Source organism: Lacibacter sp. H375 (genome assembly GCF_037892425.1).
In the GTDB taxonomy this organism is placed as follows: Bacteria; Bacteroidota; Bacteroidia; order Chitinophagales; family Chitinophagaceae; genus Lacibacter.
In genome coordinates this window covers 541,507-564,763 of the sequence record NZ_JBBKTT010000001.1, presented here as the reverse complement: position 1 = coordinate 564,763, position 23,257 = coordinate 541,507, and the positions used below count along the sequence as shown (strand labels likewise).

Genomic DNA, 23,257 nt, shown 5'->3' with positions numbered 1-23,257 from the left:
CGATAGTTGTTAGTGGACAGTAGTGAGTCCTCACATCAAATCTCATCCAATCTAAATCTTTCTTTCATTCTCACGCCTTTCTCTGTTTTTTGCAAATTACAACACTCGATCTGCGGATCATGCTCAAAGAATAAGATGTAGTCGTTCTCAACTGCTTCTGTCAGAAATGATTTCTTTTCATTCAAGGTAGTAAGCGGAAACATATCATAAGCCATCACATAAGGGATAGGAATATGTGCAGCAGCAGGTAACAGATCAGCCATGTACACAATGGTCTTGCCATTATAGTTGATCTGCGGTAACATCATACTTTCGGTATGACCATTTACAAAACGTACAGACATATTTTCATTGAATACTGATGAAGATAATTGATGAAACTGCGATTCACCTGGCACAATAAATTTCAACTGTCCGCTTTCTTCAATTGGCAATATATTTTCTTTTAAGAAGGAAGCTTTCTCCCTGTCGTTTGGTTTTGTGGCCCATTCCCAGTGTTGTTCATTACTCCAGAATGTTGCATTCTTAAAAGCAGGGACTAATTTATCGCCTTCACGTTTTATAGAACCGCCGCAATGATCGAAATGCAGATGCGTAAGAAACACATCGGTAATATCATCTTTACTAAACCCATGTTTGGCTAATGATTTGTCTAACGTATCGTCGCCATGCAAATAATAATGACCAAGAAATTTCTCATCCTGCTTATCTCCAATACCATTGTCAATTAAGATCAACCGGTTGCCATCTTCTATCAATAAACAACGCATGGCCCAGCTGCAGAGATTATTTTCGTCGGCTGGGTTCAGTTTATTCCACATCACTTTTGGCACTACACCAAACATTGCACCACCGTCTAATTTGAAATAACCGGTTTCGATTGAATAGAGTTTCATATCAGCTTTGTTTGTTCTTTTCTTTGAGTAACCAAGGTGTGCAAGAGAAACAGCAGACCAAGCACAAAGAAAATAATGAGTACTAAAATTGAGTTGCGCATGTCTTTTGTGAGACCTTCAATTATGCCGAAAGAGAACAGGCCAATTACAATCGCAAACTTCTCTGTTACATCATAAAAACTAAAGAACGATGCAGTGTCTTTTGTTTGCGGCATTAACTTGGCATAAGTAGCACGGCTCAATGCCTGTATGCCACCCATCACCAAACCAACAAACGAAGCCACAATATAAAAATGCATTTCAGTTTGAATATAGTAACCACCAATACATGCGCACACCCATAACAATACGGTAAAGATGAGCACACGAATATTGCCAAACCTTCCTGATAGCCTCGACATCAGGAGTGCACCAACGATTGCCACTACCTGTAATAACACTGCTGTAATAATGAGTTTTACATTTTCAAGATTCAGGATCTTGATGCCAAAATCAATGGCCACAAGTAATACAGTTTGCACACCCATGCTGTAAAAAAAGAAAGCAGTTAAAAATCGTTTCAACACCGGCATTTTGATTACCTGTTTCCACACCAGCTGCAATTCATGAAATCCATTCACCAATACATGTTTCTTGAGTTTACGTTCGCTTTTATCGCTACGGTTAGGTAAACGACTGAATGGAATTTGTGCAAATGTAACCCACCAAACACCCACCAGTAAGAAAGTGATCTTTAATGGAAGTGAAGGATCTTCTTTCATCACAACCACTAATCCAAAACCAACCATCTGCAATAACACACTGCCGATATAACCCATGGTAAACCCTTTTGCACTGATGCGGTCCATATCTTCTTCCGCAGCAATTTCGGGCAGGTAAGAATTATAAAATACTTGTGAGCCGTAAAAACCAATTCCGGCAAACATAAAGCACACCAGACCGAGCATCACGTTATTCTTATCAAAAAAGAACATGAGTGAACAACTGATTGCACCTAAATAACAAAAGAAGCGCATGAAGTTCTTCTTGTTGCCTTTATAATCGGCAATAGATGAAAGTATGGGCGATAATAATGCGATCAGTAAAAAACCTGTTGCTAACACATAATCTTTCAATTCTGTGTTTACAAAGTTTCTTCCGAACAACGTTATGCCATCAGGGAAATTTTTGATGCCCGTTACAGCGGCATAATAAGCAGGAAAGAAAGTGGTAGTGATCACAAGATTGTAAACACTGTTGGCCCAGTCGTACATAGCCCAGCCGTTCACAATTTTTTTTGATGCAGTCTGCATACAGATGGTTTTAGTTGGGGGCAGGAAAGACTGCCTGTATGAAAATAGGATAATTAAACGAAATGCTATTTGAGGTAACCGGTCATAAACAGGATTAGCAGAATAATACCGGCGATAATCCTGTACCAGCCAAACAAACGGAAACCATGCTTTTGTAAAAAGCCAATGAAGAATTTAATCGCAAGCATCGCCACAACAAAGGCAACTATATTGCCGATAATAAATGCCTGTGTGTATTGCGTTGAAGAAAGGATCAGATCATAGCCTTTCACTTCAACACCATTTTCATTCCAGTCTTTCAGGAATAATGAATAGCCCGTTGCTGCGGCCATGGTTGGTACGGCTAGAAAGAAGGAAAATTCAGCGGCCAACGGTCGTGTAAGTTTTTGCTGCATACCGCCAATGATACTGGCTGCACTGCGACTTACACCCGGTATCATCGCCACACATTGCCACAAGCCGATCATAAATGCTTTACCAAACGAAATTTCTTTTTCTTCGCTGATGGTATGTTGCTTAAACACGTTATCAATGAACAACAGAATAATACCTCCAACCAATAATGTAATAGAAACCGTTAACGGACTTTCAAGCAGTTCATCTATCTGATCACTGAATAGAAAACCCAGCAGCAACGCAGGTATTACTGCAACAATCAGTTTCGCATAAAACTCCCAGCGTTTAAAATCGAAAAACTTTTTCCAGTACAAAACAACAACGCTTAAAATGGCGCCAAGCTGTATGGCAACTGTAAACAGTTTGGTGAAGTTATCAGGAGGTACATTCATCAACCGCTCAGCAAGGATCATGTGCCCGGTAGAAGAAACAGGAAGATATTCCGTTAAACCTTCCACAATGGCGATGATGATGGATTCAATTGTATTCACGAATGAAATTTGAGAATTGATTAATTTGAAAATTTGAAAATAAAAAAACCGATTTGAGTATTTGAACTGTTCGTTTTCAAATTTTCAAATCGGCAAATTTTCAAATTATGTCTTTTAGTCTTTTGGCTTTTTCATGATGGCGTAGATCTCAATGATCAAACCAGCAATAATCAGAAGTGGTGCAAGTGTAATTCTGCGGAAGCTATACACTTCCTCTTTATTAAACACATTCGGGTCGGCACTTTTGCCACCAATCATCAACAGAAAACCAAGAACGATCACTGCAGCGCCAATGGCCATCCACTTGTAATTCTCTTTGGTAAAAATGGTTGCTATTTTTTTCTGGCTCATAGTCTTGTTTTGAGGGGTGCAATATAAGGAAAAGCTGTTAGTCGATAGCCTATAGTCATTAGCCGGTAGTTTTTACTGTCCACTAACAACTATCGGCTAAGGCTTAATATAATTCGTCGAGTTTCATGCGCAAATACTTCATTACACTGCGGTGCGTGCTGTAAAGCGAAATCCCCACACCAATGGCAATAATGGAACCGAAAAGAATGAGGTAGATCTTCGGATCACGAAGCGCCTTCATATCAGGAATATAGCTTTCGGCCCAGGTGATAACTGCCCAGATAGCTGCAATGGCAATGCCCGCACTGATCAGTCCATTAATAATGGCCCTGATGTTCATTGGCCGTGCAATAAAGCTGCGGGTGGCGCCTACCATCTGCATGGTTTTAATAAGAAAACGATTACTGAACATGGCCAAACGTATGGTCGTGTCGATCGATACGATCACAATGGCGCTCAGCAAAATGGCAACGATCAATAAGACAATGCCCACTTTTTGTGCCCGGTCGTTCAGGGTATTCACCAGCGCTTTGGGGTATTGTACCTCACTGATCACACCGGGAAAACGGGTCATCAGATCGGCTGTAATTTTATCTAGACTGTCTTTCTGCACATAATCCGACTTGGCATAAAAGTCAACGCTTTCCGGCAAAGGATTTTCGTCGAGAATCTTATCCCAGCTTTCGTTACCGTCTTTATTATAAATTTCCTTCGCCATTTCTTTATTGATATAGGCCGAAGATTTCACGTAAGGCTGTGCCGCCACATACGTTGTTAAACTGTCGATTGATTTTTTATTTGTGGTGCTCAACCAAGCATGAAACTGGATATTTTCACGCAGGGTAGTACCCACTTTCTGAAAATTTAAGAAGATCCATCCTAAAACACCGAGGATGAAGAGCACCAGAGCCACACCAATAATACTGTAGAGGTACGATGGTTTAGAACGTTTCATCGATGCTTTGTTCGGTTGTTGCGCCATGCCGTGTTGATTTAATGTAAGTTCGAAAAATGAAATATCCTGCCCTACACAGGATGTGGGCAAATTTAGCAGATTTATCCTGCACAAGCCCCGTAATCCTTAATTTTGTTGCCCTTTAACGAGGGTGTTCTGCACTTATTTTGCAAGTGGTGCAGAAATGCTGCACGAAGATGATTTTTTAAGTCTTCTTTCACAGCTTTACTCATCGCCAGTTGTGTCACTCACTTGTACGTTCTGTTTTTCAAATGAGCAATTAAGTGTTACACCTAATGATGAATAGAAATAAGAACGCATAAGCGAGCGTGGCAACAACAGTGGAATAGAATTAGTAATAGTCGATTACAAAATAAAAACTAACCGGAACGGTACATGGAATATAAGTTCAGAGAAATTGAGAAGAAATGGCAACAGCAATGGATCAATACAAATGCCTACAAGGTTTCGAACGTAAGTGACAAACCAAAGTTTTATGTGTTGGATATGTTTCCTTATCCAAGTGGTGCAGGATTGCACGTGGGTCATCCGCTTGGTTACATTGCCAGCGATATTTATTCCCGCTTCAAACGTCTGAAAGGTTTTAATGTATTACACCCGATGGGTTATGATGCATTTGGTTTACCTGCCGAGCAGTATGCCATTGAACATGGCGTACACCCGGCCGTTAGTACTGACCAGAACATTAATAATTTCCGCCGCCAGTTAGACAATATCGGTTTTTGTTACGATTGGGATCGTGAAGTGCGCACCTGTGATCCCGGTTATTACAAATGGACACAGTGGATCTTCTTACAACTCTTTAATAGTTTTTACAACCGTAAAACAAACAAAGCTGAAAAGATCGATGTGCTGATTGCTTCGTTTGAAGCTAAAGGTAACGCCAGCCACCCAATCCCTAATTCCCAATTCCCGATAACTTCCTTTACTGCAGAAGAGTGGAAATCATTTGCTGAAAAAACGCAGCAGGACATCCTCATGCAATATCGCCTTGCTTATTGCGGCTATGGCGAAGTAAACTGGTGTGAAGCATTGGGTACTGTGTTAGCGAACGATGAAGTGGTGAATGGTGTGAGTGAACGTGGCGGACATCCGGTAGTTAAAAAGAAATTGCGTCAATGGTATTTGCGTATTACTGAATATGCTGATCGTTTACTGGAAGGTTTGGAGCGCATTGAATTCAGCGAAAGCATGAAAGAAATGCAAACGAACTGGATAGGTAAATCAAGCGGCGCTGAAATAGATTTTGCAATAAAAGGTCACGAACAAAAGTTACGGGTGTATACGACAAGACCCGATACCATCTTTGGTGTTGACTTTATGGTGATTGCTCCTGAATTGGATTTAGTTGATCAGATAAAATCAATAGAGCAAACCAAAGCAGTTGATGAATACATTGCTTATGTAAAAAGCCGCAGTGACCGTGAACGGCAAGCTGAGAAAAAGATCAGCGGTGTATTCACCGGTGCATATGCCGTGAATCCGTTTGATGGAAGAGAAATTCCCATCTGGATCAGCGAATATGTATTGGCGGGTTATGGCACAGGTGCTATTATGGCGGTGCCTTGCGGCGATGAACGTGATTTTAAATTTGCTCAGCATTTTAATATTCCCATCACTAATATCATTGGTAAACATTTCAATGGCGAAGATGCCAACGCAACAAAAGATGCCATACTGGAGAACAGTGGTTTCTTAAATGGAACACCAATGCGTGAAGCAAGCGAAATAGTAATTGGCAAGTTGGAGGAATTAGGAATTGGCGTACGAAAAGTGAATTTCAGAATGCGTGATGCAGCGTTCAGCCGTCAACGTTATTGGGGTGAACCATTCCCCATTCAATGGAAGGATGGAACAGCTTATGCATTAAGCGAAACTGAATTGCCTTTGTTGTTACCTGAAGTAGATAGTTATTCTCCCGGTCCTGAAGGCGAAGGTCCGTTGGCAAATATTCCTGAATGGGTGGCGAAAGAATTAGAAACGAATACCATGCCCGGCTATGCAGGTTCATCCTGGTATTTCTTACGTTACATGGATCCGCATAATGAAAACGCATTCTGCGACCGTGCAGTAAGTGATTACTGGAACCAGGTTGATATTTATATTGGCGGAACAGAGCATGCAGTTGGTCATTTATTGTACAGCCGTATGTGGACGAAAGCATTGTATGATCTGGGACATATTGGCTACGATGAACCGTTTAAGAAATTGGTGAATCAGGGGATGATACAGGGAAGTTCGAGATTTGTGTATCGAATTACTATTCAGAGCCCACATAGTTCAGCAATATTTAATTATCCAATTTTTGTCTCAAGCAAATATTATCAGGAATATTTGAGAAAAGGTTTTCTTGGTAAGGAAACGGTTGAAGATTGGTTAAATGGGAGAATGAATGAGGCTTGGAAATCACCTTCAATCAATTCCAACGAAGGGAATTTATCAATCTTACCACTACATGTCGATGTAAATTTTGTTGATGGCTACGAACTCGATATAGAGACTTTTAAAAAATGGCGTAACGGAGAATATGTAAATGCCGAATTCATTTTAGAGGATGGCAAATACATTTGCGGCGCCGAAGTTGAGAAAATGAGTAAGAGCAAGTTCAACACAGTGAACCCCGATGATCTTGTAAACAAATACGGTGCAGATACTTTTCGCATGTATGAAATGTTTCTTGGACCTGTGGAGATCAGTAAGCCTTGGGATACAAAAGGTATTGAAGGTGTACATCGCTTCATTAAAAAACTCTGGCGTTTGTTTTATGATGATCTTAAAGGCCAGGTTTGGAACAACGACAAAGCAACTGATGCCGAGTTGAAAGTGTTGCACAAAACAATCAAGAAGATTGAAGATGATACAGAACGTTTCAGTTTCAATACCGGTGTAAGTACATTCATGATCGCTGTAAACGAATTGAGCGATCTCAAATGCAACAAGAAAGAAATTCTTGAACAGTTGCTTATTCTCTTAACACCGTATGCACCGCATGTGAGTGAAGAGTTGTGGGCTGCATTAGGCAACAGTGGTTCTATTCTTGATGCTGCGTTTCCGAAATTTGAAGCGAAGTATGTAACTGAATCAACCAAAGATTACCCGGTTGCTATCAACGGTAAAACAAGAACAGAGTTAACATTGGATCTAAGCATTACACAAGCAGAAGTAGAACAGATCGTGTTGAACAACGAAGTGGTATTGAAATGGCTCGATGGTAAACAACCAAAGAAGATCATCTACGTGAAGAATAAAATGATCAATGTAGTAATATAATTTGCGGTGGGACACCGCATCACCCTTAAATTCAAAACAACAAATGAAGAAATTAGTAGTCGTTATTGCCCTCTTTGCACTGGCCGCTTGTGGCGAAAAAAATCCCAATAATAATGAGCCTTTTGTAAAAGAGCGTGCAACCGTAAACCCTGCTGCCGTAAAAGAATATGTTGCGGGTCCTGATACTGCACAGTTTAAAGTACAGTTGTTCGAGCAAAAAGAATCACTCAATTATGAGCTGAAGTTTTCATACAAAGATGCAAGCAGCGAAAAGATCTTCACCTTACCAAACATGGGCATTATGCCAAAACCTGAATTAAAGAAAGGTGCTGATGACCTTTCCTGCATCATTGGTTTTTATGATGCAGATAGTACATTCATGGAGTATCGTTTGGTAAAAGTTGAAAATGGAACCTTGTTATATCGTCACCTGAAGGAATACCAGGTAGACGAGCCAAAGAAGTAATACAGTTGATACAATAATAAAGAAGGTTGATGAAGGTTTTTCGCCATTCATCAACCTTTCTTCATTTTGAACCGTTCAATGGATGTTGTTTTGTATTTTCCAAGATAAATACCATCAGTTATGAAGTCTCTGTATTCGGTTCTTTTTTTATTCCTTATCAGTAACATTGCTTTTTCACAAAGCACTCCGCATTTTTTATCAAACCCCACACTTACTCCCGATGGACAAACCGTTGTGTTTGCCTTTGAAGGTGATCTGTGGAAAGCCAATGTCAACGATGGACAGGCAACCCGTATTACAGCCATGCAGGGTTACGAAACATCGCCACGTATTTCACCCGATGGGAAGTGGATCGCTTTCACCGGGCGGCAATACGGAAACGCTGATGTGTTTGTGATGCCATTGAATGGTGGAGATGTAAAACAAATTACTTACCACAGCGGTAACGATGAGGTTACCAGTTGGAGCTGGGATAGTAAGAATGTTTATTTCAACAGTGGTCGTATGGGACAGGTAGCAGGTTTTAAAGTAGCTGCAACAGGCGGCACACCACAACGTGTATTTGGGAGTAATTTTTTTCAATATGATCACAACCTTGTGGAGCATCCAACAACAGGTGAGATATTTTTTAATGATACATGGGAAAGTATCAGTCAGTCGCAAAGGAAACGGTACAAAGGTCCTTTCAACCCGGATATACAATCGTATAATTTCAAAACAAAAAAACATACGAAATACACAACATGGGAAGGAAAGGATTTTGCTGCTACTATCGACAAAGCAGGAACTGTGTTTTACATTTCTGACGAAGCAAATGGCGAATACAATCTTTACACAATGGATAACGGAAAGAAGAAAGCACTCACCCGTTTTTCATCTTCCATTAAAACACCACAGGTAAATGCCAACGGAGGTAAAGTGGTATTTGAAAAAGATTACCAGCTATGGATCTATGATGTAAAGACAGATAAGGAAAAGAAACTTGACATCTCCATTGTACGCAATCATGTATTGCCAAAGGAAAAAGATTACGAAGTGCGTGGAAATATTTCAGCCTTTGATGTGTCGCCTGATGGAAAGAAACTGGCGTTCATCTCTCGTGGTGAATTATTTGTGAGTGATGTGGATGGAAAATTTGTTCAACAGATCAATCGTGGTTCGGCAGAACGTGTGCGTGAAGTAAAATGGATGAGTGATAACAAAACAATGCTCTTTACGCAAACAGCTGATGGTTATACAAATCTTTTTACTATTCGTGCTGATAGCAGCAGTGCAGCAAAACAACTCACAACGGATAAACGAAATAACCGGAGTCTTGTTCAAAATAAAAAACGAACCATGGCTGTTTATCTCAGCGGTCGTGATGAAGTGCGTTTGCTTGATCTGAAAACATTACAAAGCAAAACCATTGTAAAAGATGAGCTATGGGCTTTCCAGAACAGCGATCCCGGTTTTTCACCAAACGATGAATATGTTCTATTTACTGCACGTAGAAATTTCGAAGAAGATATTTTTATTCATCACATCAAGAATAACAAAACAACCAATCTTACAAATACTGGTGTAACAGAGAATAGTCCGATATGGTCGCCCGATGGAAAATATATTTATTTCGTTTCGCAGCGTTTGAAGCCTTCGTATCCGTTTGGCATGGCCAATGCAAAAGTATTTCGTGTGCCATTAGAGAAATTAGATGAACCTTATCGTTTGGATAAATACAGTGAACTGTTTAAAGAAGAAAAGAAAGATGCGAAAGGTGCAAACGCAGATTCCGGTAAAGTAATTACAGTTGATACCGATCTGTTGATGGAAAGGTTGGAGCAGATCAGTCCATCGTTTGGTGCACAGTATTTAATTAATGTGTATCAGAAAGGAGAGAAGACAACGGTGTTATTTGTAAGTAATCATGGAGAAGGCCGCAGTGCGATCTGGAAAACAGTGATCGAGCCATTTGAACAAAACAAGACAGAGAAGATAGCAGGTACTGATAATATTTTTGGTTTTGAAACAATTGAAGTGAGCGATAAATTTTATGCATTGTCAAACGGAACTATTGCAAAACTGAATCTTGATGCAAACCGTGTTGACCCTGTTAATATCAGTTTTACCTTCCGTCGAAATCTTGCAGAAGAGTTTAACCAGATGTTTTATGAGGCATGGGCTGGCATGGAAGAAGGATATTATGATGAAAATTTCCACGGACTCGACTGGAAAAAAACAAAAGATTATTACAAACAGTTTCTTCCATTTGTAAACAACCGTGCTGATCTGCGAACAATGCTTAACGATCTGTTGGGTGAACTCAACTCTTCGCATCAGGGCTTTGGTACATTTGGAGATGATGAAAACATTGCATTAACGAGCGCAACTATGGAAACAGGCATCATCTTCGAAAATGATGCGCCATATAAGGTAAAGTATATTGCGAAACGTTCTGCAGCTGATCGTAAGAATATTGATATTAAACCGGGGGATGTATTGGTGAAAGTGAATGATGAAGAGGTTGATGTAAACAAAGACCGTAATGCCTACTTCACCTTGCCATCACGTGACAGGGAATTGAAACTTACTTTTAAACGTGGTGCAGAAACAGTGAATGTAAAAATTCATCCACAGGCAACTTTGTTTAATACACTCTACGATGAATGGGTTGATAACAACCAGAAACGAGTTGATGAAAAAGGCAAAGGACGTATTGCTTACGGTTATATGAAGAACATGGGTACCGGTGAGTTGGATCAATTCATTACCGACATGACACAGGAATTGATCAACAAAGATGCACTTATCTTCGATCTCCGCTACAATACCGGCGGTAATGTACATGATGAAGTGTTGAAATTTTTAAGTCAGCGCTCTTACTTGCAATGGAAATACCGTGAAGGAAAGTTAGCACCTCAATCAAATTTTTCACCGGCAGATAAGCCAATCATCTTATTGATCAATGAACAATCGTTGAGCGACGCAGAAATGACAGCGCAAGGTTTTAAAGCCTTGAAGCTGGGCAAGATCATAGGTAATGGTACTTATCGCTGGATCATCTTCACCAGTGGTATTGGACTGGTTGATGGTAGTAATGTGCGTATGCCGGCATGGGGTTGTTATTCATTGGATGGGAAAGACCTTGAGATGAGTGGTGTGCAACCGGACATTTTACTCATCAACAGTTTTGAAGATAAACTAAACGGTAAAGATCCGCAGTTGGATAAAGCCATTGAAGAAATATTGAAACAAATCAAGGGATGAATGATGAGTGATAAATTTCATGGTATTCACATCTTAAATTAATAAACAAAGGGTGTACTTCAGTACACCCTTTTTATTTGCTAAATCATCTTTGTTGTCTCCGTGTCTCTGCGTCTCTGTGGTAATCATTGTAAGCGTAGCAAACAACCCTCTTTTTCCAAACTCTTAGCTCACTCTTTCTTCACAAACCGTATCATCGCACTGCTGTTCTCTGTACTTTCAAGATTAGCAGTGTAACGCACACCATTTACATAGGCGATCATGTAAGAAGTATTCGGCGGAATAGCACCAAGATTTTCTGCCACCATCACCAATTCATTGCTTTCTGTTAGTTCAGTAACAGCAAACTTTACCACATATGGTTTGTCACTGAGTTTTACATGCTCAAAAACCAAACGGTTATTCATGAACAATGAAATAGAATCGCCATCGATTTCTGCATTATCATAAAAATGAATTTCAATCGTATCGCCCAATAATGGTAATTCTGTTGTCAATACTTTTTTACGTTCAACAAACTTCTCTTTGATGGTAGGAACTTTAGTAATAGAAACTGTTGGTTCTTTTAAGGGTGGTTTGTTTTCTGTTTTTGTAACAGGTTGTGTTTCCTTAGGAATAGTTGGTTGCGGCTGAACTACTACGGGTTCACCTTTTGGTTCTTCACGCTTTGGCTGTTCAGTTACAACAACCGGCGGAGGTGTAACCGCTATAACTTCCGGTTGCTTTACTGTTTTATGAATCGTTGCCACACTGTCAATAAAATCAGGATCATTGGCACCAACTGTATAATTATCGATCACATAATTCCATTCATCAGTAAACTGTGGTTGATCCACTTTATCTAAATGCAGATCGCCTTTGTTTTTTTGTTCTTCTTTCGTTACCGCTTTTCCATCAAGCATCATCACGCCGCCGCCAGGACAATTAAAATCAGCTTCCATCAGCAACGGCACTGCACCGGGAGAGGTAATGGCAATACGTCCTGTTTTTGCTTCCAGCAATTCATCATCCCACCAGATCACTTCATTTGTTTGCTGATTGAAGTATCCCTTCACTGCATAGCGACGGTAATTATTTGGATTTTCATAATAATAGGATGTGCCGAATAAACTGTCGCCACGCTGAATGAGTTTCAGTTCAAGTTTGCCCGGCTTTAAGCCGTTGCCCACTTTGCCTTTCCACACACCCGTGATCATTTGTGCATGAGCGAATAAGCTAAACACAAGGAAAGCAGCCAGTAAAAAGACGTAATGTTTCTTCATGCGATAGAGCTTAAACGAAATGTTGATGTAAATATTTTTAAAGGATGTTAATGTTTCAACAAAAGCAACAGCATTTTTATTTTAGTAGGAAATTAGCGTATGGCACAGGCAAATATTCAACTGATTGAAGCGCTGCGTGAAACGGCAGCCCGTCTCCGCAATGGTGCAGCCTATGCATGGGGAAACCATGGCGCCTGCAATTGCGGCAATCTTACACAAGTAGTTACCAATTTAAGTAAAGAAGAAATATTGGCTCATGCTCACACAGGCATTGGTGAGTGGACGGAACTGGCAGAAGAGTATTGTGGTGTTACAAATGCACCAGCTGGTTTGCTTATCAGCAAACTCCAGGAAATTGGTTTAACGCCAAGTGATATTCACAACCTTGAATATCTTGAAGACAAAGCAGTGCTGCAACGATTGCCAGGTGGTTTCCGTTGGCTGAAACGAAACGTACGTGAAGATGTGATCGTGTATTTTGAAACCTATGCAGATTTGTTAGAAGAGCAATTAGCAAACAATCTATCTATATCGTTCGATGAGTTGTTTCAAGTGAAGCAACCGGATCTTGTTTAGTAAGGCTCACCTATAAGAACATCGCCCCAAATTCTGGGGCTTTTTTATGCGAAATATATTCATGTAAGCTTGATTTTAGAATGGTAATTTAGCAATACAAAGAATGCTTAAACGAATGTCCACGCCACTCATTAATATTCTCGAAAAAAATAAAACTCAGTATTACCCGGTTGTGCCTTTTGAACCTGGGAAAGATCGATTGCTGAAAATGGATTTTACAGAAACGAATAAAGGGCTCACAAAAGAAGTGATTGAAGATGTTTCAAAATTCAGTAGCTATGTTGATGAGCAGTTGAGCAATGCAGGTGCCCGTTATGGTATTGGCGGTTATGCCGAACATCGTAGTGTGTATAGCCGCAGTAAAGTGTTTGATTCACCGGATGGAGGCGAGCCAAGACGCTTGCATTTAGGTGTTGACATTTGGGGTAAAGCAGGAACACCAGTATTTGCACCACTGGGTGGTATGGTACACAGTTTTAAGTTCAATGATCGTTATGGTGATTACGGTGCCACGATTGTGTTATTACACCAGTTGGAAAGTTTTGCATTTTATACATTGTGGGGTCACTTGAGTTTAAGAGATATAGCGTTGGTAGAAGGACAATACATTAACCGTGAACAGGTGTTTGCACATTTTGGTGAACCACATGAAAATGGTCAGTGGCCGCCGCATCTGCATTTTCAGATCATTGAAAATATTGAGTTGCATGAAGGTGATTATCCCGGTGTGTGCCGCTTGAGTGATCAGAAATTTTATTTAAAAAATTGTCCCGATCCTGATTTGATCTTACAGATGAACAGGTTTTTATGATGAGTAGTGAAGGATCAATAATGAGTAGCATCTCGCTAATAAGGAGAATCAGAATATAGTGCTAATAGTTTTGGAGCAGATCTTACCTCGTCATTCATTTCTCATCACTGCTCATCTCACCACCAAATAATTAAACATCGCAGTTCCTTGTTGTTGCATTACGCTTACCCAGAAGGGAACAATGCCTTCTGTCATACGTGCATACTTGATATCGCCGAGGTCTAGTATGTTTTCAGGTTTCCAATTAAAGTTATCGGCAAACAAGTGCTTAACAGTATTTTTTGCTTCTACATCATTACCACAAATAAATAAGTTGTGATTGGCATCGTTTACCAAACTTGCATTGACCATCAGCTTTGCTGTAACCGTATTCAATGCTTTTACGACTTTTGCACCTTCCAATTGTTTTTGTATTTCTTCTCCCAACGACCAGGTGTTGCTGTATTCAGGTAACAACGAAGGAGGCATGCCATGCGAAAAGTCAAGAGGGTTGGTGACATCAATTACTACCTTACGGCTGAAATTATGATTGCCTGCCTGCTGCACTGCATCAACAGCTCCATTTCCATTAAGACATAGAAAAATTAATTCTGCAAAAAGTGCTGCATCTTCAAACGTTCCATTTTTTGCTTTGTTTCCGTTTTGTGAGGTCCATGCAATTGCTTTTTCATTAGTAGCAGTGCGACTTCCCAACAACACTTCGTGACCTTTGTTGATCAACGCTGTACCAATTGTTTGACCAACAGCTCCAGTACCAAGTATTCCTATTTTCATGACGATTAGTTTTATTGTTTAGTTTTACAGTAAGTTACAACGAGAAATGGCCAATCCCAATTTAAATAGCGACAGAGAAGCATTGAGTGCTGCGGAGAAAGAATTCGAAAACAATATTCGTCCTTCGAATATTGAAGATTTCAGTGGTCAGCAACAGATCATTGAGAACCTGAAGATATTTATCAAAGCGGCGAAGATGCGTGGCGAAGCATTGGATCATGTGTTGTTTCATGGGCCTCCCGGTTTAGGGAAAACAACACTCAGCCGCATTGTGGCAAATGAATTGGGGGTAAACATTAAAGAAACAAGCGGGCCGGTAATAGAGAAACCCGGCGATCTTGCAGGGTTGTTAACAGGGCTCGAAGCAAATGATGTTTTGTTTATTGATGAGATCCATCGCTTGAGTACTGTGGTGGAAGAATACTTATATGCGGCGATGGAGGATTACCGCATTGATATTATGATCGACAGTGGTCCAAATGCAAGAAGCATTCAACTCAATCTTAATCCATTTACATTGGTGGGAGCAACAACAAGAAGTGGGTTACTGAGTGCGCCTTTGTTATCACGCTTTGCCATTAAATCAAGATTAGAATATTATAATGCAGAAACACTGCAAAAAATTATTCTGCGTGCTGCAGGTATTTTAAATGTGAAGATAACCAGCGATGCATCAAAAGAAATTGCAGGACGTAGTCGTGCCACACCACGTATTGCAAACGGGCTCTTACGCCGGATGCGTGATTTTGCAATGGTTTTGGGAAATGGAGTGATTGATCTTGGTGTAACACAACATGGACTTAAAGCCTTGAATGTTGATGAGTTTGGGTTGGATGATATGGATAATAAAATTCTTACAACCATCATCGATAAATTTAAAGGCGGGCCAGTTGGTATTACCACCATTGCAACAGCAGTTGGTGAAGAATCGGGTACATTGGAAGAAGTATACGAACCATTTTTAATACAGGAAGGTTTTTTGCAACGCACACCAAGAGGAAGAGAGGTAACAGCAAAAGCGTATGAGCATTTGGGAAAGAAACCAAATGCCGGAATCAATCCTACATTGTTTACATAAAAAAGGTCGCTGCAAACGCAGCGACCTTTTTTATGATGTTATTATTTCTGTGCTAATGTGCCTGATCGCTTTCAATTTTTTGTTCCAGTTTCGGTTCATTCAATTCCACAACACGTTTTGATTTCTGGCGGTTGCGCATTACCATGTTGAGCATTTCTACAGCAAAAGAGAAAGCCATACCGAAGTAAATATAATTTTTAAGATGCAACTCGTGTGCAGCTTCTGCATTCCATCCTTCAATCACTAAACTCAAACCGATCATTACAAGGAATGAAAGCGCCAACATTTTCAATGTTGGATGTTTATGAATAAAGCTTGCAATTTTAGGACTGAATAAAAACATCACCGTCATTGCAATAACCACCGCAGCGATCATGATCTCCACATGCTTGGCTGTACCACCTGCAGTAATGATGCTATCGAATGAGAATACCGCATCGATCAATATGATTTGCCCCATGGCCTGACCAAAAGAAATGCCTTTTGCATTTTTCGGATCCTTGTTTGGGTCTTCGCCTTCCAGCTTTTGATGTATTTCGTGAACGGATTTATAGATAAGGAACAGACCTCCGGCCAGCATCACCAGACTTGCGAGATCAAATCCTTTTCCTGCTACTGTGAAAACTGCTTTTCCTTTTTGTGATAACAACCATCCCAATGCCATCAGCAATAAACTACGGGATAGGATGCCGGTTATCATCCAGAGCCTGCGTGCTTTCTTTTGATCCTTGATTGCTTTTAAACGATTGAGGATAATACTTACGAAGATCACATTGTCGATACCAAGTACTACTTCAAGCACCACAAGAACGATAAAACTGATAATACTCTCTGATGTAAAAAGATGTTCCATTTTTTCTTGAATTGTCAATTTGCAATTAACAACAGGCAAATCATCGTGCCAATTGCTTATTCTCTAGTGCTTATTGATGTAAGTTGTTACAAATTTTCTTTGCAATAGCCGGGCCTTCATAAATAAAACCTGTCCAAACCTGCACCAGTGCAGCACCTGCATCTAGTTTTTCATTTGCATCGGCTGCTGTAAAAATTCCACCACTTGCCATAACAGGTACCTCGCCTTTTAATTTCTGTGCAATGTACTGTACAATTTCTGTACTGCGTTGCTTTACCGGCAAACCACTGAGTCCGCCAGCACCAATGGCTGTTACAACAGAGGCATCGGTTGTAAGTCCTTCCCTACTGATGGTTGTATTACTCGCCACCAATCCATCGAGTTGAATCTCTCTTGCAAGATCAATCACATCATCTAACTGCGATTGTGTTAAGTCGGGTGCAATTTTCAAGAGGATAGGTTTTTGTATATGTTCTTCTGCTTTTAATTTCAAACGTTCAGCTCTCAGCGTTTGCAAATGTGATAAAATTTTATGCAGCGAATCTTTTTCCTGCAGTTCACGTAAGCCCGGAGTGTTGGGGCTGCTTACATTCACAACAAAATAATCAACATAATCAAACAACTCATTAAAACAGATCTCGTAATCTTTCCATGCTTCTTCGTTCGGTGTTACTTTGTTTTTACCGATGTTACCTCCGATGATGAGTGATGAATGATGAGTGATGAGTGTTGTGCCTTGTGCCTTGTACCTTGCATCTTGTGTTTGCTTCCATTCCTTCAACCGCTGCGCCACCACTTTCACACCTTCATTGTTAAAACCCATGCGGTTGATGATCGCTTTGTCTTGCGGTAAACGAAACAGGCGTGGTTTATCATTACCATCCTGCGGTTTGGGTGTAACGGTTCCTATTTCTACAAAACCAAAACCGAGCACTTCCAACTCCCGCAGGTATTTTGCATTTTTATCAAAACCTGCTGCAAGACCAACAGGATTTTTAAATTCTAATCCCCATCTTTCAATCGCAAGGTCTTTTGATTTCGGTTGAAAGCTGGCAGCTAACAGTTTTTTTATGAATCCAATCGAACAAAAGAAACGTAGGGCATTCATAGCGAAATAGTGCACTTTCTCAGCGTCAAATAAAAAGAAAACGGACCGTATAAATTGATACATCAGTTCTTGTGTTCCTCCTTGAACGTTTTAAGTTTAGTAGTTACAGCTTCATCCAGTAGCTGTGCTGCAAGCGGATGATCGGGTTCAAAATTCAGGAATGTCCAATTTGGTGATAGCTCATTTTTTACTGCCACCATACTTGTATTAACTGTAATTACATATTTCCCGGTATGTTGATCATAGCGTACATTCTTCTCGCCATACTGGCTTTTTAAACCCTCTAACATTCGTGAATTCGCACTACCATTCTGCTCGCCAGACTCTTGCTTAACCTTCATTCGGATCAGCATCGAATAAGCAACCAGGTGGTAGCTACCTTTATCAACAGAAATTAATGGCGAAATAGTTCCGTGTTTCAGCGAATCCATTTCAACACTTATTTCATCGTTTCCCGAAAAGGTTGATTTAAATATTTCTATAAGTTGTTCTCTCGGCGCAACGGTAAACACTTTTGGATAGATATAATCCATCATCTTCTCAAAGTTCAGTGTCCGGTTAAAATTCATAAAAATATCCAGGCGGTTTTTCATTTCTGTGTCGCCTTGGGCAGTAACAGAAAAAGAAATGGCCAAACCAACGAGAAAGAAAAATGCTAGTTTTTTCATGGTATTTGTTGTTTCAAGGGTCAAAAAAAACGCTTATCAAGGGGATAGCAAAAAGTTTTTCTTTAAGTGCTGAAAGATGTTAATTTTGGTATAGAAAGTTGCATAAACAACTATTTAACGATTGTACCTAAAAATATTACTATGCAGGAAGCATATATCGTAGCGGGTTACCGCACAGCAGTGGGCAAGTCAAAACGTGGTGGATTCCGTTTTACACGACCCGATGATCTGGCCATTGATGTCATCAAAGGTTTGCTGGCAAGTGTGCCGCAGCTTGATCCAAAACAAGTAGATGATGTAATTGTAGGTAATGCCGTTCCGGAAGCAGAGCAGGGATTACAGGTAGGCCGTATTATTGCGGCACGAGCCGTTGGTTTTCATGCGCCGGGCATGACGGTGAACCGTTATTGCGCCAGTGGTTTGGAAACAATTGCTATTGCTACATCAAAGATCAGAATGGGTATGGCCGAATGTATTATTGCCGGCGGTACAGAAAGCATGAGCATGGTGCCAACAGCAGGTTGGAAAACAGTGCCTGCTTATTCCATTGCCAAAGATGAACCCGATTATTACTTAAGTATGGGTCTAACAGCCGAGGCTGTTGCGAAAGAATACAATGTAAATCGTGAAGACCAGGATCTGTTTGCATACAACTCTCACATGAAAGCAAAGGCGGCCATTGAAAATGGTTATTTCAGAGGCGGCATTCTTCCAATCAATGTGGAAGAAGTATCACTCGATGCAAAAGGCAAGAAGCAAACAAAGAATTATGTGATCGATACCGATGAAGGTGTGCGTGCTGATACAAATACAGAATCATTAGCAAAGCTGAAACCGGCATTTGCTGTGAACGGAACAGTTACTGCGGGTAATTCATCACAAACAAGTGATGGTGCTGCGTTTGTAATAGTGATGAGTGAACGATTGGTGAATCAACTGGGACTAAAGCCAATTGCACGTTTGGTGAATTGTGTTTCTGCAGGTGTGCATCCACGCATTATGGGTATTGGCCCTGTTGAAGCGGTGCCGAAAGTATTGAAGCAGGCAAATATGAATCTGAATGATATTGATTTGTTTGAATTGAACGAAGCCTTTGCATCACAGGCATTGGCCGTTATTCGAACACTAAATCTCAATCCTGATATTGTGAATATCAATGGTGGTGCTATTGCATTAGGTCATCCGTTAGGTTGCACCGGTGCTAAATTGACCATCCAGATCACACAGGATATGAAACGACTCAATAAAAAATATGGAATTGTTACAGCATGTGTCGGCGGCGGGCAGGGTATTGCCGGTATTATTGAAAACATTGCTTAAACAAACTGAGATATATCGATTAAATGCCTCCACCACAACGGGGGCTTTTTCGTAGGAGTCTTTCTTTAGAACCGCCATTAAACTTTTTGTACATTCATGGTCTAAGGTTTCGTATCCCTCACACCAAAACCAAACTGAATATGGATCGCAGGGAATTTCTTACTGCGGGTAAACGATCTGGAAATGCTACTACTGGCATTTCAAAAACGCTTTCAAGGACTTTTTCTGGCCTGAACGTTTATAATGGTCCATGGACCCGGAACGAAGTGGTGCATTTACTTAAACGAACCATGTTCGGCGCAAAACTTTCTGATATTTCTTATTTCGCTGCAAAAACAATGAATGAAGCGGTAGATGAACTATTGAACCCTTCAGCCGCATTACCAAATCCGCCTGTAAAAGAATATGATGGTGTAACCGGGGCAACTACACCTGATAATGATGTAGCTGCTGGTGCAACATGGGTGAACAGCGTAAGTAATGATGGTACGATTCAAAGCCGCAGACGAGCATCTTTGAAGAAATGGTGGATGGGTTGCATCATTCATCAAGACAGAAGTATCCGGGAAAAGATGTTGCTGTTCTGGCACAATCATTTTGCAACAGAAACAGTAGATGTTGGCAATGCAAATTTTTTGTACAAGCATGTCAATCTGCTAAGAACAAAATCATTGGGCAACTTCAAACAACTGGTGCGAGATGTAACACTTGATCCTGCCATGTTGATTTATCTTAACGGACGGTTTAATACGGTTACTGCGCCAGATGAAAACTATGCACGTGAGTTGCAGGAATTATTTACACTTGGTAAAGAAAATAACCCCAATTATACCGAGGCTGATGTGAAGGCTGCAGCTAAAGTGCTTACTGGCTGGCGGGTTGATAGTAATGTGAATACATTTCCTTCTTATTTCACTTCATCACGCCACGATTCAACCAACAAAACATTTTCTTCGTTTTTTGCTAATACTGTTATTACCGGTAGAACGGGAACAACAGCCGGTGATCTTGAATTAGATGATTTACTGAATATGATCTTTGCAAAGAACATAGAAGTTTCACGATTCATGGCCAAGAAGCTCTATCGTTTTTTTGTGTATTCAGAAATTGATGCCGCAGCAGAAGCAAACGTAATTGAACCATTAGCACAAATACTTCGTAACAATAACTGGGAAATAAAACCTGCACTGAGTGCTTTACTTAAGAGTGAACATTTCTTTGATGCACTCAACCAGGGAGCAATGCTCAAATCGCCATTGGAACATGCAGGCGCAATTTGTCGTGAGTGGGAAATTATTTTTCCTGATGCAGTAACAGCCTATGCCGATGCATATGGTATGTGGAATTATGTGATGACGATTGCAGCTAATTACCAACAAAACTTAGGCGATCCACCAAGTGTGGCAGGCTGGCCTGCTTATTACCAGGTGCCGCAGTTCTATGAATTATGGATCAATACCGATACACTTCCCAAACGAAATCAATTCAGTGATCTCATGATCGGCAATGGTTATTCACGTAATGGAAAGAAAATTGTGATCGATCCTGTTGAATTCACCAAAAAACTTGCGAATCCTGCTGATCCAAATTTGCTGATTAATGAATTATTTGAAATGCTGTTTCGCATTCCTATTTCGCAACAATCAAAAGATCAGCTAAAAAAAGATTTTCTGTTAACAGGGCAAGATCAGGATTATTACTGGAGCAATGCATGGAACATTTATATCGGATCACCAACGTCAGCCAATTATAATATTGTAAATACACGTTTACGTGGATTATTTAAATATTGTATGAACCTGGCTGAATACCAACTGATGTAATATCAAAACCCGTTGAAATGAAACGTAGAGACTTTTTACAAAATACCATACCTGCAGCAGTACTGCCATCGCTGGTTGGTAATTATTCTTTCCGTGTGTTGGGAGATAACCCAGTGATGGCTGCATTGCTTAATACTTATGTGGAAACGGACAGGGTTCTTGTGATCATTCAACTCAACGGCGGTAATGATGGATTGAACATGGTGATTCCGTTAGATCAATACAGCAATTATTATAATGCAAGATCAAATATTGCCATTGCACAAAATAAAGTATTAACGCTGTCAGGTACAAATGCAGTAGGTCTTCATCCATCCATGACGGGTTTACAAACATTATACAACAATGGTAAACTTCGTTTAGTACAGGCCGTTGGTTATCCAAACCCTAACTTCTCTCATTTTCGTGCAACTGATATCTGGATGAGTGCGGCTGATAGTGATGAGCAATTAACGTCGGGCTGGGGTGGCCGTTATCTTAACGATCAGTATCCAAATTACCCGGTTGGCTATCCTAACACAACAGTGCCCGATCCGTTGGGTATACAAATTGGTTCATCTGCATCACTCGCATTCCAGGGGCCAAGTGTAAATATGGGTATCAGTATTTCAAGTGCTACTAATTTCTATAATCTCATCAATGGTATACAGGATCCTGTTCCTGCAACACGTGCAGGCGATGCATTGCAATATGTAAGGTTAGTAGCGCAACAGGCCAATCAATATTCAACACGTATATCTGCAGCAGCTGCTGCTGTGCCCACACAGGGAACATATCCTACCAATAACACATTGGCCGATCAACTGAAAATTGTTGCACGGTTAATTAAAGGTGGATTGAAAACAAGAGTGTACATGGTAAGTATGGGAGGGTTCGATACGCATTCGGCACAAACAAATACCGATACATCAACAGGTAATCATGCAACACTCATGCAGCGTCTGAGTGATGCAGTGAAAGCATTCCAGGATGATTTGCAAGGGTTAGGTATTGAAGATCGTGTATTAGGTATGACTTTTTCAGAATTTGGAAGAAGAATAAAATCAAACGCAAGTACAGGAACCGATCATGGCGCTGCTGCACCTATGTTTGTGTTTGGTACAAAAGTAAATCCCGGCGTTTCAGGTGTTAACCCAACCATACCGACCACGGCAAAAGTGAATGATAATATTCCGATGCAATTCGATTTCCGTAGTGTGTATTCAAGTATTTTGCAAAACTGGTTTTGTGTTGATAATACAACCCTTCAAACCATTATGCTGCAAAACTTTCAGCAGTTGGGTATTTGTGCAAGCGGTAATTGCAGCACTACGACTGACGTGAATGATCTGCGCAATGCTGGCATCACGCTCATTTCTAATTATCCCAATCCATTTACTACTTCAACCACCATCAGCTTTACAACCAAAGGTGGCCATACACTGGTTCAGATCATGGATTCACTTGGAAGGGTTATACAAACACCCGTCGACAGAACTTATGCAGCAGGTAAATACCAGGTCACGTTCGAAGGATATGCATTGCCTGCCGGTGTTTATTATATGCGCTTTCAGAACGGGATGACGCAGCAGGTGAAACCCATGTTAAAGGTTCGGTAACA

General features: G+C 40.5%; 19 protein-coding genes. 9 read left to right on the top strand and 10 right to left on the bottom strand.

Annotation, left to right across the window (positions count from 1 at the left end):
• Positions 1 to 35 precede the first annotated feature (35 nt).
• The 5 genes from WG954_RS02500 to WG954_RS02480 all read right to left on the bottom strand — a co-directional run bounded on the left by WG954_RS02500 (position 36) and on the right by WG954_RS02480 (position 4,408).
• Positions 36 to 896 (bottom strand): MBL fold metallo-hydrolase, encoded by an 861-nt coding sequence (locus WG954_RS02500; protein ID WP_340433314.1) that lies wholly within the window; start codon positions 894 to 896, stop codon positions 36 to 38.
• Positions 893 to 2,188 (bottom strand): MFS transporter, encoded by a 1,296-nt coding sequence (locus WG954_RS02495; protein WP_340433311.1) that lies wholly within the window; start codon positions 2,186 to 2,188, stop codon positions 893 to 895. The genes WG954_RS02500 and WG954_RS02495 overlap by 4 nt, the downstream gene beginning before the upstream one ends.
• A 65-nt stretch (positions 2,189 to 2,253) precedes the next feature.
• Positions 2,254 to 3,075 (bottom strand): undecaprenyl-diphosphate phosphatase, encoded by an 822-nt coding sequence (locus WG954_RS02490; protein WP_340433308.1) that lies wholly within the window; start codon positions 3,073 to 3,075, stop codon positions 2,254 to 2,256.
• A gap of 114 nt (positions 3,076 to 3,189) precedes the next feature.
• Positions 3,190 to 3,426, bottom strand: a complete 237-nt coding sequence (locus WG954_RS02485; RefSeq protein ID WP_340433306.1) for a DUF3098 domain-containing protein — start codon at positions 3,424 to 3,426, stop codon at positions 3,190 to 3,192.
• A 103-nt stretch (positions 3,427 to 3,529) separates the two neighbouring features.
• Positions 3,530 to 4,408 carry a cell division protein FtsX gene (locus WG954_RS02480; protein WP_340433304.1) on the bottom strand — a complete coding sequence of 293 codons (879 nt, stop codon included), beginning with the start codon at positions 4,406 to 4,408 and terminating at the stop codon, positions 3,530 to 3,532.
• Between the two features lie 369 nt (positions 4,409 to 4,777).
• On the opposite strand from WG954_RS02480, the gene WG954_RS02475 reads away from it, so the two are divergent.
• From WG954_RS02475 to WG954_RS02465, 3 genes are all read left to right on the top strand, one after another.
• Positions 4,778 to 7,672: a leucine--tRNA ligase gene (locus WG954_RS02475; protein ID WP_340433302.1), complete on the top strand. Its 2,895-nt coding sequence runs from the start codon at positions 4,778 to 4,780 to the stop codon at positions 7,670 to 7,672.
• A 43-nt stretch (positions 7,673 to 7,715) separates the two neighbouring features.
• Positions 7,716 to 8,138: a hypothetical protein gene (locus WG954_RS02470; RefSeq protein WP_340433299.1), complete on the top strand. Its 423-nt coding sequence runs from the start codon at positions 7,716 to 7,718 to the stop codon at positions 8,136 to 8,138.
• 120 nt (positions 8,139 to 8,258) lie between these two features.
• A complete protein-coding gene (locus WG954_RS02465) occupies positions 8,259 to 11,384 on the top strand; it encodes a S41 family peptidase (RefSeq protein WP_340433296.1) in 3,126 nt (1,041 codons plus the stop codon).
• A gap of 170 nt (positions 11,385 to 11,554) precedes the next feature.
• Here WG954_RS02465 and WG954_RS02460 read toward each other — a convergent pair whose 3' ends face one another.
• Positions 11,555 to 12,646: a hypothetical protein gene (locus WG954_RS02460; protein WP_340433293.1), complete on the bottom strand. Its 1,092-nt coding sequence runs from the start codon at positions 12,644 to 12,646 to the stop codon at positions 11,555 to 11,557.
• Positions 12,647 to 12,745: 99 nt separating this feature from the next.
• Between WG954_RS02460 and WG954_RS02455 the strand changes: the two genes are divergently transcribed.
• A complete protein-coding gene (locus WG954_RS02455) occupies positions 12,746 to 13,222 on the top strand; it encodes a hypothetical protein (RefSeq protein WP_340433290.1) in 477 nt (158 codons plus the stop codon).
• Between the two features lie 103 nt (positions 13,223 to 13,325).
• Complete coding sequence (locus tag WG954_RS02450; protein ID WP_340433288.1) at positions 13,326 to 14,033, top strand: peptidoglycan DD-metalloendopeptidase family protein; 708 nt, start codon at positions 13,326 to 13,328, stop codon at positions 14,031 to 14,033.
• 111 nt (positions 14,034 to 14,144) lie between these two features.
• Here WG954_RS02450 and WG954_RS02445 read toward each other — a convergent pair whose 3' ends face one another.
• Complete coding sequence (locus tag WG954_RS02445; RefSeq protein ID WP_340433286.1) at positions 14,145 to 14,807, bottom strand: NADPH-dependent F420 reductase; 663 nt, start codon at positions 14,805 to 14,807, stop codon at positions 14,145 to 14,147.
• A 46-nt stretch (positions 14,808 to 14,853) separates the two neighbouring features.
• Here WG954_RS02445 and ruvB point away from each other — a divergent pair, with 46 nt between their 5' ends.
• The gene (gene ruvB / locus WG954_RS02440; RefSeq protein ID WP_340433284.1) at positions 14,854 to 15,885 is read left to right on the top strand and encodes a Holliday junction branch migration DNA helicase RuvB; all 1,032 of its coding nucleotides are present in this window, start codon (positions 14,854 to 14,856) and stop codon (positions 15,883 to 15,885) included.
• A 52-nt stretch (positions 15,886 to 15,937) separates the two neighbouring features.
• Here ruvB and WG954_RS02435 read toward each other — a convergent pair whose 3' ends face one another.
• The 3 genes from WG954_RS02435 to WG954_RS02425 all read right to left on the bottom strand — a co-directional run bounded on the left by WG954_RS02435 (position 15,938) and on the right by WG954_RS02425 (position 18,514).
• Complete coding sequence (locus tag WG954_RS02435; RefSeq protein WP_340433282.1) at positions 15,938 to 16,738, bottom strand: TerC family protein; 801 nt, start codon at positions 16,736 to 16,738, stop codon at positions 15,938 to 15,940.
• Between the two features lie 70 nt (positions 16,739 to 16,808).
• Complete coding sequence (locus WG954_RS02430) at positions 16,809 to 17,909, bottom strand: quinone-dependent dihydroorotate dehydrogenase (protein WP_340433279.1); 1,101 nt, start codon at positions 17,907 to 17,909, stop codon at positions 16,809 to 16,811.
• Positions 17,909 to 18,514: a hypothetical protein gene (locus WG954_RS02425; protein WP_340433276.1), complete on the bottom strand. Its 606-nt coding sequence runs from the start codon at positions 18,512 to 18,514 to the stop codon at positions 17,909 to 17,911. The genes WG954_RS02430 and WG954_RS02425 overlap by 1 nt, the downstream gene beginning before the upstream one ends.
• A 141-nt stretch (positions 18,515 to 18,655) precedes the next feature.
• Here WG954_RS02425 and WG954_RS02420 point away from each other — a divergent pair, with 141 nt between their 5' ends.
• The 3 genes from WG954_RS02420 to WG954_RS02410 all read left to right on the top strand — a co-directional run bounded on the left by WG954_RS02420 (position 18,656) and on the right by WG954_RS02410 (position 23,255).
• The gene (locus tag WG954_RS02420) at positions 18,656 to 19,834 is read left to right on the top strand and encodes an acetyl-CoA C-acyltransferase (protein ID WP_340433273.1); all 1,179 of its coding nucleotides are present in this window, start codon (positions 18,656 to 18,658) and stop codon (positions 19,832 to 19,834) included.
• Between the two features lie 140 nt (positions 19,835 to 19,974).
• Positions 19,975 to 21,657 carry a DUF1800 domain-containing protein gene (locus tag WG954_RS02415; protein WP_340433270.1) on the top strand — a complete coding sequence of 561 codons (1,683 nt, stop codon included), beginning with the start codon at positions 19,975 to 19,977 and terminating at the stop codon, positions 21,655 to 21,657.
• Positions 21,658 to 21,674: 17 nt separating this feature from the next.
• On the top strand, positions 21,675 to 23,255 hold the full coding sequence (locus tag WG954_RS02410; RefSeq protein WP_340433267.1) for a DUF1501 domain-containing protein: 1,581 nt from the start codon (positions 21,675 to 21,677) through the stop codon (positions 23,253 to 23,255).
• Positions 23,256 to 23,257: the final 2 nt, after the last annotated feature.

Excerpts from the sequence above, each read along its gene's own strand:
- WG954_RS02500 (WP_340433314.1), bottom strand. The coding sequence starts at position 896 with ATGAAACTCTATTCAATCGAAACCGGTTATTTCAAATTAGACGGTGGT.
- WG954_RS02495 (WP_340433311.1), bottom strand. The coding sequence starts at position 2,188 with ATGCAGACTGCATCAAAAAAAATTGTGAACGGCTGGGCTATGTACGAC.
- WG954_RS02485 (WP_340433306.1), bottom strand. The coding sequence starts at position 3,426 with ATGAGCCAGAAAAAAATAGCAACCATTTTTACCAAAGAGAATTACAAG.
- WG954_RS02480 (WP_340433304.1), bottom strand. The coding sequence starts at position 4,408 with ATGGCGCAACAACCGAACAAAGCATCGATGAAACGTTCTAAACCATCG.
- WG954_RS02475 (WP_340433302.1), top strand. The coding sequence starts at position 4,778 with ATGGAATATAAGTTCAGAGAAATTGAGAAGAAATGGCAACAGCAATGG.
- WG954_RS02470 (WP_340433299.1), top strand. The coding sequence starts at position 7,716 with ATGAAGAAATTAGTAGTCGTTATTGCCCTCTTTGCACTGGCCGCTTGT.
- WG954_RS02465 (WP_340433296.1), top strand. The coding sequence starts at position 8,259 with ATGAAGTCTCTGTATTCGGTTCTTTTTTTATTCCTTATCAGTAACATT.
- WG954_RS02460 (WP_340433293.1), bottom strand. The coding sequence starts at position 12,646 with ATGAAGAAACATTACGTCTTTTTACTGGCTGCTTTCCTTGTGTTTAGC.
- WG954_RS02455 (WP_340433290.1), top strand. The coding sequence starts at position 12,746 with ATGGCACAGGCAAATATTCAACTGATTGAAGCGCTGCGTGAAACGGCA.
- WG954_RS02450 (WP_340433288.1), top strand. The coding sequence starts at position 13,326 with ATGCTTAAACGAATGTCCACGCCACTCATTAATATTCTCGAAAAAAAT.
- WG954_RS02445 (WP_340433286.1), bottom strand. The coding sequence starts at position 14,807 with ATGAAAATAGGAATACTTGGTACTGGAGCTGTTGGTCAAACAATTGGT.
- ruvB (WP_340433284.1), top strand. The coding sequence starts at position 14,854 with ATGGCCAATCCCAATTTAAATAGCGACAGAGAAGCATTGAGTGCTGCG.
- WG954_RS02435 (WP_340433282.1), bottom strand. The coding sequence starts at position 16,738 with ATGGAACATCTTTTTACATCAGAGAGTATTATCAGTTTTATCGTTCTT.
- WG954_RS02430 (WP_340433279.1), bottom strand. The coding sequence starts at position 17,909 with ATGTATCAATTTATACGGTCCGTTTTCTTTTTATTTGACGCTGAGAAA.
- WG954_RS02425 (WP_340433276.1), bottom strand. The coding sequence starts at position 18,514 with ATGAAAAAACTAGCATTTTTCTTTCTCGTTGGTTTGGCCATTTCTTTT.
- WG954_RS02420 (WP_340433273.1), top strand. The coding sequence starts at position 18,656 with ATGCAGGAAGCATATATCGTAGCGGGTTACCGCACAGCAGTGGGCAAG.
- WG954_RS02415 (WP_340433270.1), top strand. The coding sequence starts at position 19,975 with ATGGATCGCAGGGAATTTCTTACTGCGGGTAAACGATCTGGAAATGCT.
- WG954_RS02410 (WP_340433267.1), top strand. The coding sequence starts at position 21,675 with ATGAAACGTAGAGACTTTTTACAAAATACCATACCTGCAGCAGTACTG.